Source organism: Dulcicalothrix desertica PCC 7102, from assembly GCF_003991905.1.
Taxonomy (GTDB): domain Bacteria; phylum Cyanobacteriota; class Cyanobacteriia; order Cyanobacteriales; family Nostocaceae; genus Dulcicalothrix; species Dulcicalothrix desertica.
In genome coordinates, this window is record NZ_RSCL01000052.1 from 13,910 (window position 1) to 31,866 (window position 17,957).

At 38.5% G+C, this 17,957-nt stretch carries 18 protein-coding genes; 10 read left to right on the plus strand and 8 right to left on the minus strand.

The genetic code is table 11. The annotated features are described in order from the left end of the window. Positions 1-206 precede the first annotated feature (206 nt). Positions 207-467, minus strand: coding sequence for a hypothetical protein (locus DSM106972_RS48250; RefSeq protein ID WP_186538304.1), 261 nt, complete (start codon positions 465-467; stop codon positions 207-209). Positions 468-483: 16 nt separating this feature from the next. Here DSM106972_RS48250 and DSM106972_RS52985 point away from each other — a divergent pair, with 16 nt between their 5' ends. Beyond that, on the plus strand, positions 484-660 hold the full coding sequence (locus tag DSM106972_RS52985; protein WP_186538306.1) for a hypothetical protein: 177 nt from the start codon (positions 484-486) through the stop codon (positions 658-660). 182 nt (positions 661-842) lie between these two features. Here the strand turns inward: DSM106972_RS52985 and DSM106972_RS48255 are convergent, their stop codons facing one another. The 3 genes from DSM106972_RS48255 to DSM106972_RS48265 all read right to left on the minus strand — a co-directional run bounded on the left by DSM106972_RS48255 (position 843) and on the right by DSM106972_RS48265 (position 4,950). After that, entirely contained in the window at positions 843-2,399 is a 1,557-nt protein-coding gene (locus DSM106972_RS48255; protein WP_127087381.1) for a GMC oxidoreductase, read from the minus strand. A 492-nt stretch (positions 2,400-2,891) separates the two neighbouring features. Further along, positions 2,892-3,299: a hypothetical protein gene (locus DSM106972_RS48260; protein ID WP_127087382.1), complete on the minus strand. Its 408-nt coding sequence runs from the start codon at positions 3,297-3,299 to the stop codon at positions 2,892-2,894. 301 nt (positions 3,300-3,600) lie between these two features. Then, a complete protein-coding gene (locus DSM106972_RS48265) occupies positions 3,601-4,950 on the minus strand; it encodes a YdeI/OmpD-associated family protein (RefSeq protein WP_127087383.1) in 1,350 nt (449 codons plus the stop codon). Positions 4,951-5,158: 208 nt separating this feature from the next. Between DSM106972_RS48265 and DSM106972_RS48270 the strand changes: the two genes are divergently transcribed. Together DSM106972_RS48270 and DSM106972_RS54555 are read left to right on the plus strand one after the other, a co-directional pair. After that, on the plus strand, positions 5,159-5,449 hold the full coding sequence (locus DSM106972_RS48270; protein ID WP_127087384.1) for a hypothetical protein: 291 nt from the start codon (positions 5,159-5,161) through the stop codon (positions 5,447-5,449). A gap of 276 nt (positions 5,450-5,725) precedes the next feature. Then, on the plus strand, positions 5,726-6,802 hold the full coding sequence (locus tag DSM106972_RS54555) for a two-partner secretion domain-containing protein (protein WP_233786939.1): 1,077 nt from the start codon (positions 5,726-5,728) through the stop codon (positions 6,800-6,802). A 193-nt stretch (positions 6,803-6,995) separates the two neighbouring features. Here the strand turns inward: DSM106972_RS54555 and DSM106972_RS48280 are convergent, their stop codons facing one another. From DSM106972_RS48280 to DSM106972_RS54560, 3 genes are all read right to left on the minus strand, one after another. Beyond that, positions 6,996-7,466, minus strand: coding sequence for a hypothetical protein (locus tag DSM106972_RS48280; protein WP_127087385.1), 471 nt, complete (start codon positions 7,464-7,466; stop codon positions 6,996-6,998). A gap of 525 nt (positions 7,467-7,991) precedes the next feature. Further along, the gene (locus DSM106972_RS48290) at positions 7,992-8,885 is read right to left on the minus strand and encodes an Alr2735 family protein (RefSeq protein ID WP_233786940.1); all 894 of its coding nucleotides are present in this window, start codon (positions 8,883-8,885) and stop codon (positions 7,992-7,994) included. Continuing rightward, on the minus strand, positions 8,885-9,292 hold the full coding sequence (locus tag DSM106972_RS54560; RefSeq protein WP_233786941.1) for an Alr2735 family protein: 408 nt from the start codon (positions 9,290-9,292) through the stop codon (positions 8,885-8,887). Before DSM106972_RS54560 ends, DSM106972_RS48290 begins: the two co-directional genes overlap by 1 nt. A 275-nt stretch (positions 9,293-9,567) precedes the next feature. Between DSM106972_RS54560 and DSM106972_RS48295 the strand changes: the two genes are divergently transcribed. From DSM106972_RS48295 to DSM106972_RS48325, 7 genes are all read left to right on the plus strand, one after another. After that, complete coding sequence (locus tag DSM106972_RS48295) at positions 9,568-9,951, plus strand: helix-turn-helix domain-containing protein (RefSeq protein WP_127087387.1); 384 nt, start codon at positions 9,568-9,570, stop codon at positions 9,949-9,951. Between the two features lie 52 nt (positions 9,952-10,003). Then, the gene (locus DSM106972_RS48300; protein WP_127087388.1) at positions 10,004-10,243 is read left to right on the plus strand and encodes a hypothetical protein; all 240 of its coding nucleotides are present in this window, start codon (positions 10,004-10,006) and stop codon (positions 10,241-10,243) included. A 33-nt stretch (positions 10,244-10,276) separates the two neighbouring features. Then, positions 10,277-10,534: a helix-turn-helix domain-containing protein gene (locus DSM106972_RS48305; RefSeq protein ID WP_127087389.1), complete on the plus strand. Its 258-nt coding sequence runs from the start codon at positions 10,277-10,279 to the stop codon at positions 10,532-10,534. Between the two features lie 135 nt (positions 10,535-10,669). Beyond that, on the plus strand, positions 10,670-11,464 hold the full coding sequence (locus DSM106972_RS48310; RefSeq protein ID WP_127087390.1) for a DUF8758 domain-containing protein: 795 nt from the start codon (positions 10,670-10,672) through the stop codon (positions 11,462-11,464). Positions 11,465-11,474: 10 nt separating this feature from the next. Next, positions 11,475-11,897: a DUF488 domain-containing protein gene (locus tag DSM106972_RS48315; RefSeq protein WP_127087391.1), complete on the plus strand. Its 423-nt coding sequence runs from the start codon at positions 11,475-11,477 to the stop codon at positions 11,895-11,897. Positions 11,898-12,173: 276 nt separating this feature from the next. After that, complete coding sequence (locus DSM106972_RS48320) at positions 12,174-16,706, plus strand: beta strand repeat-containing protein (protein ID WP_127087392.1); 4,533 nt, start codon at positions 12,174-12,176, stop codon at positions 16,704-16,706. Between the two features lie 418 nt (positions 16,707-17,124). After that, on the plus strand, positions 17,125-17,364 hold the full coding sequence (locus DSM106972_RS48325; protein WP_127087393.1) for a hypothetical protein: 240 nt from the start codon (positions 17,125-17,127) through the stop codon (positions 17,362-17,364). Between the two features lie 147 nt (positions 17,365-17,511). Here DSM106972_RS48325 and DSM106972_RS51980 read toward each other — a convergent pair. Then, positions 17,512-17,957 (minus strand): hypothetical protein (locus DSM106972_RS51980; protein ID WP_158633021.1); only part of this gene is annotated, 446 nt, incomplete at its 5' end.

Below are 17,957 nucleotides of genomic sequence, written 5' to 3' on the forward strand. Positions count from 1 at the left end.
TATAAGTTTATACTTCTAAAAGTTGATAAATTATGCATATTTATTTAGCACAGCACAAAAATATTATACAACTAGCTACACGGGCGCCACTCACATCCTGCGCTACTAACAGGCGCCTGCAGTAAATTGAAACCAGTATCTCTTTTTTAGATACGAAACGTCTTATTTAATTAAGGTGGTATATCGGCGCCTGTAACTTCATACATTCACAAGCGCGCGAAATATTCTTCTACTCGATATTTAAAAACAATGTCCCAGAACAAGCATCCGTTCTGTTTTACTTGATACACGCCTTCACGCTCTACGCGGTAATCTGTAATTAACCTCTGACGTTTGGCATTACTCAACCTTGTAATGGTTAGAGGAGTCAATTCTGCAATCCTCTTCCGTTCTACAGGTGTAAGAGCGTCCCAAGCTTCCTGCTTGTATTCTTCGTTGTTTTTGAGTGCTTCGATATTTCTTGCCAAGAGGTAGCAGTTTGCAATGCCTCAATTAATAAATCGACGGGCGCCAACTCTAACTCGTCGTCTTCTTCGTCTAGTTCAAAACTCCAAGTGTCCTGATTCTCGTTTTCATCACACTCAACGTCCAAGGAAAATGTTTCTTCTGGCTCTTTCTAAGTATAATTACGCTTCTTTAGATAAAGTTTGTGTATATTAATAAATATTGTATTTAATAATACAATAAAACTGCAACTGTTACTTAAATGATTAGGCGCCTGTAATGGTTGATTAAAAGTAGGCACCATGAAGCACGGTTCATAGCAGAGTCTAAGTAGTTAGACATCACCTACTAAAAAACCTGATAAAAACTGGTAATAACTAATAAAATCATTACCACCATCAGTCTTTAAAATTTCCATTCAGAAATCTATCCATACTACGCTCTGCCAAAGCTGCAATAGTTAGGGAAGGATTAGTGCAGGCACAAGAACCAGGGATGAAGGCGCCGTCAACAACAAACAAGTTACGGTAGCCGTGAACTCGTCCGTAAGGATTACACACGGCGCCGATTGTTGCTCCACCGAGAGGATGAGCAGTTGTATTAGCATCAGGCGGTTGGGCTAAACTTGTACCGTTAGCTTGATTAAAACGTTGGTAAGTATCGAGAACTGCATTTTGGATTTTCTGATTATTAGCTGAGTTTTTAGGCCAAACTAAATTAGCTGTTTGTTTAGAAGCATCATATTTTAAATACCCCTCTGGCTTACTAAGTGCAAGACTTAAAGCAACATAGGCGCCTTCGGGGGCACCAGGGAAAGGAAATTGTTCGAGTACAACAGGAGAGATTGGATTGTCAAAATCCTCAATCACAGTTACAAGACCACCTTGCGTTGGATTAGTTTGTCTAGATGTGGCAACAATACTAAGAGCATCTCCATTATTTCCCCATAACTTCCCTACTTGTTCGCTTAAACGTCGCAATTTACCAGTATTTTTAGCTCGCAGCAATAGTTCAGTAGTTCCAATCGAACCAGCTGCTAAAAATAGATAGCGGCAAACTATCGTTTTCTTGTTAATAACAACTCCTTGCTCGTTAATTTGATTACAAACAACTCGGAAACGATTATTGTCAGCTTCCTCTATTTCCGTTACCACGTGCAGAGGCCGTATTTGCACATACCCAGTGGATGAAGCCATTTTAAGGTAGTTACGATCTAAACTTTGATTTGCTCCACTATTGATACCGTAGAATAACGCGCCTACAATTGTGCTTGGGACTTTTTGTCCAGCGATTTCTTGGCGAACAATATCCCAATCAATATTCATATCATATTTACGTGCTTTTAGATTCGCCTTAGCTGCCTGCTCTAAAACAATGCGACTTGTTAAGTAAAATTGCGTCGCGAGGATATCGTCAGGTATAGCAGATGGTTTGAGTATAGAACGTACTCGTGGATAATAAACCCGATTAAGTTCTTCATAGTCAATGCTACGTGGAAAAACTTGATAGAAAAGTTCTTGAGTTGGTTGATAAGTAATTCCGCCATATATAAGAGAAGTACCACCTACACCAGCTCCTCGCCAAGCAGTAATACCATCACCTACCTTGACATCTAAAACTCCCGTATAGACGTCAATCGGAGTTCCACCTAATAGAGATGGTGTAGTTGGACTTAGCCAGCTAGAGCGACCATCGGGTTTTTGATACGTACAGAAAGTATCGCCTGCATCAGTTATTTCCCATCGGCGCCCACGTTCCAGTACAACTGTTTCGATTCCAGCCTGACCAAGCCGTAAGGAAGCAACTGCTCCACCAAAACCGCTACCAATTACAACAGCTTCTACACGCTCAGTATAACCAGAGGCAAAAGCTTTCTGGAGGTTCAAAACGCCCACGCTTGCAGTCGCTGCTACCGAGGTTTGAAGAAACTGACGGCGCCTTACTCCCCTAGTCATATTCAATTTCCTTATTTTTATTATTTAACAAAGCAAAACGTATATTACATGAATACTTGGATACACACACTTGACTAAAGTTTAGTTATCAACATTTAATTAATAAAAATTGTTAACATTTCGCTCTCGGACTTCAAGCAACGTCGTATATTTAGGCACACTTTTTCTGCTTGATTATTTTTCTTGCTACCTGTGTAATTAGGCGCCCACAAACACTATTACCAAATGCTGGTACTAATAAATTACTCAATAATTGTGCGGTATTTTCTCTTTAACGCAAACCCGGCGCCTACCCGATTAGAACACTTCGATAAAGAAGCGTGCGCTTTCGCTCGATGCACAGAAGCGCGCTCCATGTTGGTTGATTAATAGGCGCCGTTTAAATCAGAGTGCATATCTAAGTACTTAGATATTTAAACATTTATTATATATAGTCGGCGCCATGATTTATTCTTTACTAGCGGCAAACAGTAATAAATGTGTTTTCGCGATTTAACCTTTATATAGTAGACGATTTAATATAGCTTGTCCTGAAGGGTGATATATTTCCAAACGAATAATATTTGGCTGTTGTGGTCTGTAAGAAACTCGATAGCTATATCCATCTTGTTTCCAGGTGTAAACTTGACGATTTTTATTGCCAGATTTTCTTCCATTACTAATATCAATACTCTGCTGCGTTTCTAAATGAATACGCTTAAAATTATATTCTCCTCCATTGTATGTGAGTTGAACACCCCATGTAACATCTTTAAAATAACCACTTGGGTAATCAAAGCTATTTGTAGCAACTTGAGTTTTTGGTAAATATACTTCGGCAGAAGCTGGTGAAATAACACTTGCAAAGGAAGTTAACAACGCTATCGCTGTCAATGAGGCAGTAATGATTTTAGTTTTCATACGTGTTTACTGTATATAATCGTGAAATATTATCTTCAGAACTGTTTATACGGTCTTATTCATGGATTTATGCAGTGATTCTTTGAAATGCTTCGGCGCGGTCTATAATTGCCGAAATTTAATTTGAATATGGTTATTTTCATCATCTATTGTTCCTTTATAGAGGCAGTAAATTTCCAAGCATGGTAATAGCAGGCGCCGTTACACTTTAAACCACGCGACAACAAAGGTTTCTACAAATTTAGATACGATGCGTATTAGTAAGTTTACGTAATCGGCGCCTCTAACTCCCTGCATTGAATTACAAGCGTGCGAAATATTCATCAATCCTGTACTCAAAAACAATGTCCCAGAACAAGCATCCATTCTGTTTCACTTGATACACACCCTCGCGTTCTACACGATAATCCGTAATTAAACCTTCACGTTTGGCATTATTAAGCCTTGTGATGGTAAGAGGAGTTAATTCTATAATCCGGCGCCGTTCTGTGGGTGTAAGAGCGTCCCAAGCTTCGTACTTGTATTCTTCATTATTTTTGAGAGCTTCGTTGATTTCTTGCCAAGACTTGGCTGTTTGAAAAGCTTGAATCAATAAGTCAACCGGAGAAAGCATAACTGTTTCCAAAACAGATACTTTCGAGCTAGTAACTTTAACAGGTGAACCAGTTGGCGGGTATGGTTGGGAGGGCGCCGGAGTTTTGGATACAACGGGGGTTACAAATTTGTAATCTTCAATCAAATCGTCTTTCTCATCTGGTTCAAAGCTCCAAGCTTCTTGTACATCCAACTCTTCATCGTTCCAAGGATTGTACTCGTTGGATGTTTCATCTGTTTCTTCGTCATATTCTTCTACGCTCACTAAGTCTTCATCCCAAGAAACAACAGAATGATTTAACGCTGGTTCCTCAACAGGCGCCTTTTCATCTTCAACAACCACATCAACAGGCGCCGTTTGACTATTAACAACCACATCAACAACAGGCGCCACTTCTTCTAGTACCTCAAGAGTCGCTTCCTCTGATACTGGGGAACCGTATTTGGACTCATAGTAAGCCATCAATGCTTCTTCGAGGATTAATTGCGAGGGTCTACCTTCTTTTTTCATTATCTCCTCAAGGATGACACCAACCGACTGATTATAGATTGGCGCAATAACACACGCGCGCTTGCCATCTGGCATCATTCGCCAGATAGTAGCTTCTTCTGTTTCCTTAGAAGCTCTAAGTTTGTGGCAGTTCTTCATGAATCCGCGAACCTTGTCCTGAGTAATGATGGGCAAGGTCTGCATTTGGGTAATTACCGATTGGTACTTTTTGAGGTTTAGGGCAATTGTAAAAATTGTACGTGGTTCGATTTGCGCTAGTTGATATGGCACAAAAGCACCAAAAGCTTTATCTATCTTCAGATGAGCCTTTTCCTCGCCCTCCCAATTATATTTTCTTAATAATTCTTTATATTCCTGCTTAGTAAGCGTTGCTTTTTGCTCTGCTAGCCACGATGCATGACGCAAGATACGCACTGTTGAGGTGTATAGGGCGCCGATTGGATGCGAAATACTGTCTGCATCGTTCATGAAGTCGTTGAACTGCGATGGAGATATCACTAGTTCATCTAAACTGGCAATGCTGAATCCCTGGAGTTGTGCGACCATAGTAGAGCTTTTTTAATATTTGTGGCGCCTTGTTGTCTTCCCTATTGTTTGGACAACAAGGCGCTTTTGCTATACTAATACTATCACGCTGATGAAATAAACAATTATTGAAAAAATATAGTTAACAAAAATTTATGATATGTTTATTTCGTACAAGTAGCACTTGCTACATTTCATGATAGTGAAATAATAGGAGGAGTATAGTGAAATGTATGTTGTAAAGGTGGATAGTAAAATTCTTTCGGATAGGTTCAAAAAGCTAGGATGGACTACCTACAAGCTCGCACGGGAAGTTAACCGCATCCGCGTTTCACTTTTTGGTGAGGAGAGTAAGCGGACAGGCAGCCTAGTAACCTCTGTAGCAAAAGTGCTAGATAATCCAAATAACTGTAGTTTTAAGAACGTTGAAGCTGCGATTCGGGCAATGGGTGGAGAAGTTGTTATCCGTTGGCAAAACGTAGAAGAAGTCGTTGTAGGGCACGAAGAAATAAAGCTGTGACAGTAGCTTTCCGAGTGGCGTATGCGACGAAACGAGCATAAAAACAAAAGCAAAACAATTAAAACATGATTAGGTGGGCACTTAGTAGTGAATTAATTCTGAAGTAAATATCCATGCAGTAAATAACTGGTTATTTGATACATATTTAAATTATTCGGCGCCCATCATTACCCGTTTTTTTGAGTTATGTTGCATATCTCAGTACACACTTAGAAATAGTGGTATATGTAGCAATCAAAAGCTGCATCTATCATATTCCCCAACGGGTTATACGCAATGAACTTAATCTTCAAAACGCTCTTGCCGTCTCTGGTATACAGTTTTTTATTACTGACTGCACCCGCACGCGCGCAAGTTACGCCTGATACGACGTTGGGGAACGAAGCATCTCGCCTTACACCAAATCAAGTTATTAATGGCGCCAGCACTGACCGTGTTGATGGAGGCGCCCAGCGTGGTATTAATCTGTTCCACAGTTTTAGCCAGTTTAATATCCGTGACGGACAAAGAGTATATTTTGGTAATCCTGCTGGCGTGCAAAATATACTGACGCGAGTAACAGGCGCCAGTGGTAATGCTGGTAACACAGATATTAAAGCCAAGCTAGTTCGTATTTCAGACTCTTCAGGTATTGCTGCTGTAACTACTTCGGGTACTGGTGGTAATATTATCCTTAATATTGATGAAAACTTGGTTCTTCGCACTGGTGGTTTTATCTCTACAACCGCAGGCATTCAACAAGCTGGAGGTGACGGAGGCAATATCACGATTAATACACCATTTATAGTTGCTGACAAACGTGAAAACAGTGATATTACAGCTAACGCTTTCACTGGTAGAGGTGGTAATGTTGTTATCCGCACACAAGGTATTTTTGGTATAGAACCGCGCGTTACTGAGTCAACAGAAACTAGTGATATTACAGCCAGTTCTCAACTAGGTGTTCAAGGAGAAATATCTATTACTGAACCAGAAGTTCAACCAGCACAAGGACTAATCGAGTTACCAGAACAAGTAGTTGATGCGACGAGACAAGTAGCTCAAATTTGTCCAAGACAACCAGGCGCCAAACCATTAGGAGAATTTACCATAACTGGACGTGGCAGTTTACCACCCAGTCCCCTCGAACCACTGACAGGCGCCACTAACCAACAAGTATTAGCCACTTTGGAGCCAGAAAATTCTAATAACAAGGCACCTGTATCTTTAATAAACAATTCCCCTGCTCCTCAAATCGCTGAAGCACAAGGCTGGGTAAAAACTAGTGATGGTGGTGTTGAACTTGTTGCAGTGGTGCCTACTGTTACTCCAAAAAGTAATACAGTTATTGCAAATTGCCCGGTTGTGCAATAAGCTTACGTTTACCACTATATATGTAAAGTTTCTAAGTATAATTACTATTTTTTCTATGAAGAAATTTTAAAAGGCGCCAAAAATAAAAACCACAACTAGTACATGAAGGCACTGTTGTGGTGAATGATTCTAAAGTTACAAACTTAGAATCTCTAGTGAATCATATTGATTTTAGCTTATTAATTATCGGCGCCTACAAATGAAATTCATCTATTGCTGCTGTCGTATATTCTTTTGAGAATTCTATCAGACCAATTTCTTTCTCAAGGTAAGCTTTTACATCTGGAGAAAACTCTCCAAATTTATGAACGTTGGTAATAACAATTCGGTCACAGTAGTTAGGCAAAAAGTCAATAAACGGTAACATCTTTAACCTAATTAAGAACATAGAAACTCTTGTAATAGGGAGATTATCTTTATCATTATCTGAACCACAATCAATCTTGGAACACATATGACTACAGAGCCAATCAATAGAATCAATATCATTCTGATAGTGTAGAAAACCAACTAAAACTTGTAAAAATGAAAGTTTTAATCCCTCAATTACTTTATCAAAGACTAAATCAAAACCTTTTACATTTCTTTCCTCACAGCATTTAATAAAATATTCAATGTACCTTTTTACATTATCGGAACTTTCTTCTGTATCTTTTTCCAACATTTCAGTATATATAATCACGTCAAGTTATTATAAGCTTTATAAATTAGAGGCGCCACTCTTAAGATATGCTACTTTGAGTAAGACTTGGCGACGCGGAAACGACCTTACCACAAGCAAGCAAACCAGATGCAGGAGGTAAGTAAGTAAATATAGACATGTCTTTTTTACTCTGTACGCTTCACTATTATTATTAAGGCTTTTGGCGCCAGTTATTAAGAGATGCGTAAACATAACAAAAATCAATGTAAAGATAATAGCAAGAATGTTTTTTCTTTTAAATAAAATAGGTCTAGCAATGCATAATTATGCAAATCATGTAAAGTTTGTATAAAATGACAAGAAAGACTATCGGTATTTTTGCTTTTACAGCAATATGTACTTTTTTAGGCGCCTGGATATCCAAGTACAATAAGGGTAGGCGCCGTTAAACTTTCAACCACGCTTATCTCAATACCCGTAAATTTAGATACTTGAAAATTTAATATTTAATTAATATTTATAATCGGCGCCCATAACTTCCCGCATTTATAAGCGCGCGAAATACTCCTCAACTCGGTATTCAAAAACAATGTCCCAAAACAAGCATCCGTTTTGTTTAACTTGATACACACCTTCTCTTTCTACACGGTAATCAGTAATTAAACCTGTACGCTTGGCATTACTAAGCCTTGCGATGGTTGGAGGAGTCAATTCTATAATTCTCTTGCGTTCAACAGGTGTTAAAGCATCCCAGGCTTCCTGTTTATATTCTTCATTGTTTTTGAGTGCTTCGTTGATTTCTTGCCATGATGTGGCAGTTTGCAGTGCCTCAATTAGTAAATCGACGGGCGCCAACTCTAATTCGTCGTCTTCTTCGTCTACCTCAAAACTCCAAGCATCCTGCAAATCCTCGTCTTCATTACACTCTTGCTCATAAGAAAATATTTCTGACGACGTAAAATTTTCTGCGGTTACGTAGTTTTCATCCCAAGAGAAAACAGAATTACTATTAGCTACTTCCTCTGAATGCATGTTAGGCGCCTCTTCATTTTCAGAGACTACATCAACGACGGGCGCCTCTTCATCAACAATAACCACATCAACAACAGGCGCCGCTTCAACAACGACCACTTCAACATGTGGTGCCGTTTCATCTTCAATATCAACAGTAGGTGCCGCTGCATTACCAACTACATCAACAACAGGCGCCTCAATAGATACTGAGAAACCGTATTCAGATTCATAATAAGCAACCAAAGCTTCCTCGACGACAGACTGCGCGCTTTTACCAGACTTATGCATCATTTCTTCGAGCATGACACCGACTGCTTGGTTGTAAATCGGTCCAATAACGCACGCGCGCTTTTTATCTGGCATCATTCGCCAAATGGTAGCTTCTTCCGTTTCTTTGGTTGCTCTTGCTTTGTGGCATTTCTTCATCAAACTACGAACCTTGTCAGCGTAATGATAGGCAAGGTTTGCATCTGGGTAATAACTGACTGATATTTCTTGAGGTTAAGAGCGATTACAAAGAGGGTGCGCGGTTCGATTTGCGCCAACTGGTATGGAGCAAAGGTACCAAAAGCTTCATCTATCTTCAAATGAGCTTTTTTTTCGCCCTCCCAATTATATTTTCTTAATAATTCTTTATATTCCTGCTTAGTTAGCTTTGCTTTTTGCTCTGCTAACCAGGATGCATGACGCAAGATACGCACTGTTGACGTGTAGAGGGCGCCAATCGGGTGCAACATACTATCTGCATCGTTCATAAAGTCGTTGAACTGCGATGGGGATATTGGTAGTTCATCTAAACTATTAATGCTGAAATTCTGAGTTTGTGTAAACATAAGAGAGCTTTTTTTATTGTGGGGCGCCTGTTTGTAATCCTTTGGGGAATGTAGCAGGCGCCTTGTTTTTTGGAAATTTAGGTTTTGGTTGTTATAAAAGCGTTTGGACGATTCCTAACTCCCAAGTCCTTTACAAAAATTGTATTACAAGTCAGACTTTGATTTAATTAGCTTAACTTAATTTTACAATCTGCGTCCAGTTCATGCTTATATTACAATATAAGAGACGATTTATGTCTAGTCAAAGATGAAATAAATTGGAGTGTTGTGTTTGCATGTACAAAACTTTGATTAGGTGGAGACTTCGAGAAATAATGGCTAGGTACAATATCAAGTCCAAAGACCTAGCTTCTGAACTGGATATCAGTGCCAACGCGATGTCCGCACTGAGAAAAGCTAAAACCATGCCGCGCATTGATGGGCTTGCATTAAATTTGATGTGCAACGCATTGAACGAACTAGCAGAAGATTTGGAGGCGCCGATTACCCCAGGAGATTTGCTCGATTATTCTATAGACCCAAAAAACCCACCTGATGCCGATAAGGTCTTTAGTCTTATAAAACGTAAGAGAGCTAGACGCAAAAATTTGCTTAAAGAGCAGGAAAACGATGCTGCTCATGAGTCAAAGCTAACTCCTGAACGAAAAGGGGTAGCATGATTAAAAGCACGCGCCATCACACTTTTTTATACACTATGGCATCCTTATAAGCATGGATAGTAAAATACTTAATTCAAGGTTTAAAAAGCTTGGCTGGACTACATATAAGCTCGCACAGAAAGTTAATCGTATCCGCGTCTCAATATTTGGAGAGGAAAGCAAGAAAACAAGCAGCTTGGTCACGTCCATAGCAAAAATTTTAGATAATCCCAACAACTGTAGCTTTAAAAATGTTGAAGCTGCTATTCGGGCAATGGGGGGAGAAGTAATCATTCGTTGGCAGTCCGGTTAAAGAAGTTGTTGTAGGGCATGAAGAAATAAAGCTATGATTTACTGGCGGTTGAGAGTATTAATGGCTGATAAAAAGATTACAAATCGGGAATTGGCAGAACTTTCAGGTGTTCATACAACTTCTATTTCAAGGTTAAAAAATGTTGATGAAATAAGACAGATTAGCGGCAAAGTCCTTAAGAATCTTTGCGATGGATTATCAAGAGCTTATCGTAAACGTGGCGACAATCAAATTATTGCTCCTGGGGATTTATTGGATTACACTTATGACGGTGATGACTTAAACATTTAATACATAACTACTTAACTGTTCAAGAGAAGGCGCCTCTTGTAAGCTTCTTTCCCTTTACCTACACATAACTCTAATCGTAATAATTAGTTACATTTATAACAATGGCAATACATTTGGTTATATAAGAATAAATCTATGGATACTAGAAAAATTTTGATAGCAACTAAAACTTATCCATCAATCAGCAAAAAATATAGAGAAACAGTTTGTACAGCAGGGGTTTTGCTCAGTGATGATGAAAAACCATTACAGTGGATTCGGATATACCCTATTCCATTTAGATATATTGATTTTGATCAACGATACCCAAGATGGTCAATCATCGAAGCTGATATAGAAAGAAACGATAAAGATTTTAGGGAAGAAAGTTATCGGATTAATCCGAATACCATCAACATCGTTAGAAAAATAGGCACATCGAATAATTGGCAAGAGAGAAAATCGTTACTGCTGCCATTAAAATTTGATTCTATTAAACAAATAAAAGAGCAAAATAAGTCATTAGGAATTATTAAACCATCAAGTATAAACAAATACTACTGTAAACCTACTAAACGAGAATGGGCGCCGAAACAGCAAGCAGTATTAGACCAACAGGATTTATTTGAGGAATCGGTTGATTTAGAGAAAATTCCTTACAAATTTGGATACGAATTTACTTCAGTTGCAGGCGAAAAACATAAATATTCCATAAGTGACTGGGAAATCATGCAGTTATATAGAAATTGTCGAAATAACTCCAAAGCGAACAGCATGGAAGAAAAAGAACAAGAATCATTAGTAAAAGTAAAACAAAAGCTAGAAGAATTAGCCAAAAATAACGATTTACACTTTATTGTTGGAAATCTTAAAAATCATAAGAATTCTTTCATGATTATTGGATTATTTTACCCACCAATAGTACAATCAGAACAGTTAAGCTTATTTTAGGTAAATAACAATGATATGCAAGGATATTAACACTAATAATTACATTCTCACATTTGGTTACGGTAATAGAAAAGACTACGATGAATTTATACAGTATTTAAAATCATTCGATGTTAGATACGTAATTGATGTACGTAATTCTCCGCGCGCGTGGAGTCGGAAGTGGTACGGTCAAGAAATACAATCATGTTGTGAATCTCAAAATGTCAAATACATATCAATGCCAGCTTTAGGTAACACCAGTGGTAACAGCAAATGGATTCCTCCTTCAGCGTCATTGGCAACACAAGCACTAGAAGAAGTTTCTAAAATAATTCAATCGGAAACTTGCCTTTTATTATGTGCCGAGTTACAAAGCGCAAGATGCCATCGTACAGAAGTAGCTTTGAAGTTGCATGAGCTTACAAAACTACCTGTTCGCCATCTAGAATAATGTGGCTAATTTTGAGGCGCCCAATATAGCTGGTTACTGCTCAAAATATAATAAATAGACTGCTTCACGCTTACATTTTATGGCGCCGTAGTAAATTTGATTTCGGAGCAAACATTCATGCAGTAAATAACTTGTTATTTGATATCTATTTCAATTTAAGGCGCCTATCATTACCCGTTTTTTTGAGTTATGTTGCATATGTTAGTACGCACTTGGAAATAGTGGTATATGTAGCAATTAAGAAGCTGCATCTATTCTCCCAACGAGTTATACGCAATGAACTTAATCCTCAAAACGCTCTTGCCGTCTCTGGTATACAGTTTTTTATTACTGACCGCACCAGCGAAAGCGCAAGTTACGCCAGATACGACGTTGGGGAACGAAGCATCTCGCCTCACACCGAATAAAATAATTAACGGCGCCCCTGCTGACCATATTGATGGAGGCGCCCAACGGGGTATTAATCTGTTCCACAGTTTTAGCCAGTTTAATATTGGTGATGGGCAGAGAGTGTATTTTGGTAATCCTGTTGGGGTGCAAAATATACTGACGCGGGTAACAGGCGCCGGAGCTTCAAATATTTTGGGGACTTTGGGGGTGGATGGCGCCGCTAATTTGTTTTTGATTAACCCGAATGGTATTTTGTTTGGTCAAAATGCTTCTTTAGATGTGCGGGGTTCGTTTGTAGGAACAACTGCGAATGGCGTTAAGTTTGGGGACTTTGGGGTGTTTGATGCTAGTGATAAACAGGCGCCTGCTTTGTTGACAGTGAACCCTTCGGCGTTGTTATTTAATCAGATTAATTCAAATGCTGCTATTCAAAATAATTCAGTGGCGCCTGTAGATGTAAATATGTCAGGTTTAAGAGTCCCTGACGGTAAAAGCTTGTTACTTGTGGGTGGAAGTGTATTAATTAATGGTGGCGGAATTTTTGCCCGGTCGGGAAACGTAGAGTTAGCTGGTTTAGCTGCACCTGGAAATATTGGATTAAATATTGCGGGTGATAACTTCAGTTTGACGATACCTGATAATATTGACCGTGCGAATATATCTCTTAGCAACAATGCTGAAGTTAATGTTAGAGGTAGTAATAACGGCAGTGTCAAAATTGATGGGCGTGATGTTAATTTGACCCAAGGTAGTAAAATTAGGGCAGGTATAGATATAGGTTTAGGAACACCCAGTAGTCAAGGTGGGAATATTATTATTAATGCTACAGAAGCAACAACGCTAACAGATGGTAGCTTTATTGCTAATATATTACAAGAAACAGCATTTGGAAAAACTGGTAATATTAATATTGCTACAAAAACTTTAACGCTAAGTAACGGTGGATTTATCAACGCCAGTAACTTTGGTACAGGTAATACGGGAAATGTGAATATTAATGCTAGTGGCGCCGTTCTAATTACAGGGCAAAAAGATGATTTAGCAAGTGGAATAAGTAACTCTGTATTAACAGGCGCAATCGGCAATAGTGGTAATATTAATATTAAATCAGGCTCTTTTACTTTAAGTAATGAAGCTTTTCTCGCCACTGGGAGTTTTGGACAAGGGAATTCTGGGAATATATCGCTACAAGTCTTAGCTGGCGTTGAACTTTCACATGGTTTTATATATAACAATATTGGAGAATCTGGTATAGGTAACGGCGGAAAAATTAGTATTAATGCTATGAAGCTATCTTTAACGGATAGCTCACAAATACAATCGCGCGTTGAAGCTAGTAATAATACGAGTATATCTGGCGGACAAGGAAATGCTGGTGATATTAATATTAATGTGCAAGGTGATATAAATTTTTTCAAACCTAGATTAGGAGAAACTAACGGAATTGTTAGTCAAGTAGATGCAGGTACTATAGGCAATGGTGCCAATGTTACTATTAATGCTGGCTCGTTGTCCATTTTAGACGGTTCAGAAATTCAAGGAAGCACTAGAGGTAAAGGTAATTCGGGTAATATTACCATTAATGCTAAAGATAATATTTTGTTAGATGGTACAAATGGTAATACTTTTAGCCGTATTATTAATTCTGTTCAAATCAATGGTGAAGGCAATGCAGGAGATATACAAATTGCGACAAGGACGCTAAATGTCAAAAATGGAGCTTTCATTACAAACAGCAACACTTTTGGGAAAGGTGATGCAGGGAATATTATTATCTACGCACATGAAACTATCAATTTAGATACATTAGTGCGTATCAATAGTGATATTTCTAGAAATGCGGTTGGCAACGGAGGTGAAATATCAATCAAAACTGGAACACTAAACTTGAATAATGGTAGTGAAATATCAAGCGATATGTCGGGTGAGGGTTTGGCTGGTAATATTATGATTGAAGCGCGAGATAGCGTACTTCTTGATGGTGTTTTCAGTGACGCAGGTAAGTTTTTTGGCAACAATTTAGATTTTGATGGAATAACTGCTATTAGTAGTGACTTGCTAGAAGGTGTGGGTAAAGCAGGAAATATACAAATCATTACCCCCTCATTGCTTGTTAGCAACGGCGCCCAAATTTCTAGCAATAGTTCAGCAAGGGGTGATGGAGGTAATATTACAATCACTGCTAACAATAACGTTAGTTTTATAGGTTTTGGAGGTAGAGAAAATTATAGTAGTCAAGTCTCAAGTGTTATTGCTGGTGGTATTGGTAATGGTGGTGATATTCGTATAAATGCAGGTGATTTATTAGTTAAAGATGGGGGTGCAATTAAAACAAATAATAGCGGGGAAGGAAATGGAGGAAATATTTTTATGAATGTGAGGGATACGATTACATTTGACTCGATAGGTGGAAGAGGCTTACCTAGCAGAACTGACACTTTTGCAATTAATGGTAACGCAGGTAATATTTATGTGAATACAGGTTCGCTGTTTTTAACCAATGGTGGTAAGATGTCTTCTCTTCTCTTAGAAAGTAAAGGGAATGCAGGTAATATCGTTATTAATGCTCGCAATACTGTCAAACTTGATGGTCAAGTTAAGGACGTAAATATTTTTGATGGTAATGTTATTAATGTTATTGATGTAAGCAGTGGTTTGACTACTGCTTTACTTGATGGTGAAGGTAGTGGAGGCAATATTGAAATCACAACGGGTTCGCTCGAAGTTTCCAATGGCGCCGAAATTACTAGCAATACATCGGGACGTGGCAACGCCGGTAACATTATTATTAATGCTCGCTCCGGCGTAACTTTTGACGGTGGTAAAGATGGTTTATTTACTGCTGCTACTAGTTCTACGCTTGATAACACAGGTAATGGTGGTGACATTCGCCTTACTGCTAATTCACTATTTTTAAAGAATGGCGCCTTCCTTGGTGCTGCTAGTAGTGGAAATGGTTCGGCTGGTAATATATTTATCGATACCCATGATGTTGTTGTACTCGATGGCAGTGGTAGTAAAAATTTACCAAGCCAAGCTACTACATTTGCATCAGGAACGGGGAATGGTGGAAATATTGAAATTAAAACAGGAACACTTCGGTTAACTAATAGTGGTCAAATTTCCACTTTTGCCAAGACCAACGCTGGAAGTATAGATATTTATACTCGTGATGCTGTTATTGCTGATGGTATTGATAAGAATAATATCCAAAGCGGCGCCTTTAGTGATTTACTTTCAGGGGGTGTTGGCAAAGGTGGGAATATCCGAGTTACCACCAATTCTTTCACACTAAGCAACGGTGGGCAATTTCGTGCCAGCAGTTTTGGTACAGGCAATGCTGGAAATATTTTAATTAATGCCCGTGATACTGTGAGTGTAAAAGGCGCCGTCTCCAATGCTGTTATTAGCGGTGTTTTTACTACCCTAGAAGAACAAGCTCAAGGTCGGGGAGGCAATATTGATATTAATACAGGTTCGTTGTTTATGAATGGTAGCGGAAGAATTAGTACATCTACTTTAGCCACTGGTAATGCTGGAGATATTACTGTTAATGCTCGTGAAACAATTAATCTTGATGGCAAAGGGCGCGGTAATCAAATAGGTGGTATTTTGAGTTCAGCATTTACAGGCGCCAGTGGTAATGCTGGTAACACAGATATTAAAGCCAAACTAGTTCGTATTTCAAACTCTTCAGGTATTGCTGCTGTAACTACTTCGGGTACTGGTGGTAATATTATCCTTAATATTGATGAAAACTTGGTTCTTCGCACAGGTGGTTTCATTTCCACAACCGCAGGTATTCAACAAGCTGGAGGTGACGGAGGCAATATCACAATTAATACACCATTTATAGTTGCTGATAAGCGTGAAAACAGTGATATTACAGCTAACGCTTTCACTGGTAGAGGTGGTAATGTTGTTATCCGCACGCAAGGTATTTTTGGTATAGAACCGCGCGTTACTGAGTCAACAGAAACTAGTGATATTACAGCAAGTTCTCAACTAGGTGTTCAAGGAGAAATATCTATTACTGAACCACAAGTCCAACCAGCACAAGGACTAATCGAGTTACCAGAACAAGTAGTTGATGCTACAAGACAAGTTGCTCAAATTTGTCCTAGACAACCCGGCGCCAAACCATTAGGAGAATTTACTATCACAGGACGTGGTAGTTTACCACCCAGTCCCCTGGAGCCAATGACAGGCACAACTACAACCCGCGCGCTCGCTACTTTACAACAAAATGTAACTATTCAGGCACCTGTATCATTAGTAAAAAATTCCCCTACTCCTCAAATCGTTGAAGCGCAAGGCTGGGTAAAAACTGGTGATGATGGTATTGAACTTGTTGCAACGGCGCCAGTAGTTACTCCAAATTCTATTAAAACTAGTACTAATTGTCCTGTTGTCCAATAAATTATTTGTATTACGTCATTCAAAGCTGATTAAAGGCACCAAATCTAAATTTAATAAATTTGGTTTATTTTGTGGCACCGTTTATAACTATAAAGAGAGTTCGGCGCCAATATTCAAAACACGAATGTAAGTCCGACGTATAGTAAGCGTGATGACCATTAAGTTAAAACATGGATTTATGAGGGTGCCGTCAGTCTTTACAGTGCATTAATGGCGCCATGAACTTAAGAACGTAGAATTTTAAAACTAAAGGATGACCATATAAAGATGCAGACAGGTATGTTGTAATTCAAACTTTCTACCGATGTACTTATAAAATTAAAATATCTAACATGACCGTATAAGTAGTCAATGAAACATCGTAAACCCTGAAAATTACTTGTATTTCATGAACATTAGTAACAAAAGGAATAAAACAATGAGTAGCCTAATCAAAAATATTAATGCATTTGAATTATCAGTTGATGAGCTTGATGCTGTTGCTGGCGGTTTTGCGAGTAATACGAATCTTCAAAAATCTATATTAGATACTTTCAAAGGGCAAAACTTACCTTTCTCTCAACCAAGTTTTTTTAATTTTGATAGTTTCCAGAATAATTCTAATGTAGTTATTTCAGATACGGGTTGTGAAATTATATACCCAATAACTGTTAAGTAACTCTGGGCGCCACTTGCTACGCTCAGAATATCTGTGCCCAACTTTTTCTACAGCAGGCGCCTAATTTGCTATAAACGTTCTAATGATTAACAGGCGCCTCAAAACTCAATGTATAAATACCTAATATCTAATTACTACAAATTAAATCTAAGGGGTATTGGGGATTACAGTTGATTCGCCTAAATCAACAGTTAAACTGGGTGTTATATATTTGTAATTGATAACTATTGACTTAGTGTCAGTTGGAATTTCGGTTATATGATTGACATTAACTAAGCCTGGATAAAATACCTTTGACCAGTGACCATCATAAAAACTGGTATTGGAAATTTTTTCTCCATCTCCAAAACCACTTAGAAGCGTCTTGCTTGGCAAATTAGATTTCACCATGAAACTTATTAGAATTGGATATTCCACCAAACTACCTCCATCAACCCAGTGTTGATTGAATAACCCATTAGAAACAATTCTATTTTGGTGCCCGTATTCTAAAATTTTTACTTCCAACTTTGTAGGGGTAAAAGTAGCGAAGCTGTCACCAGCCGCCATGCGACGGCTGTAACCTATACCCAAACTGGATAAGGGCAAAAATT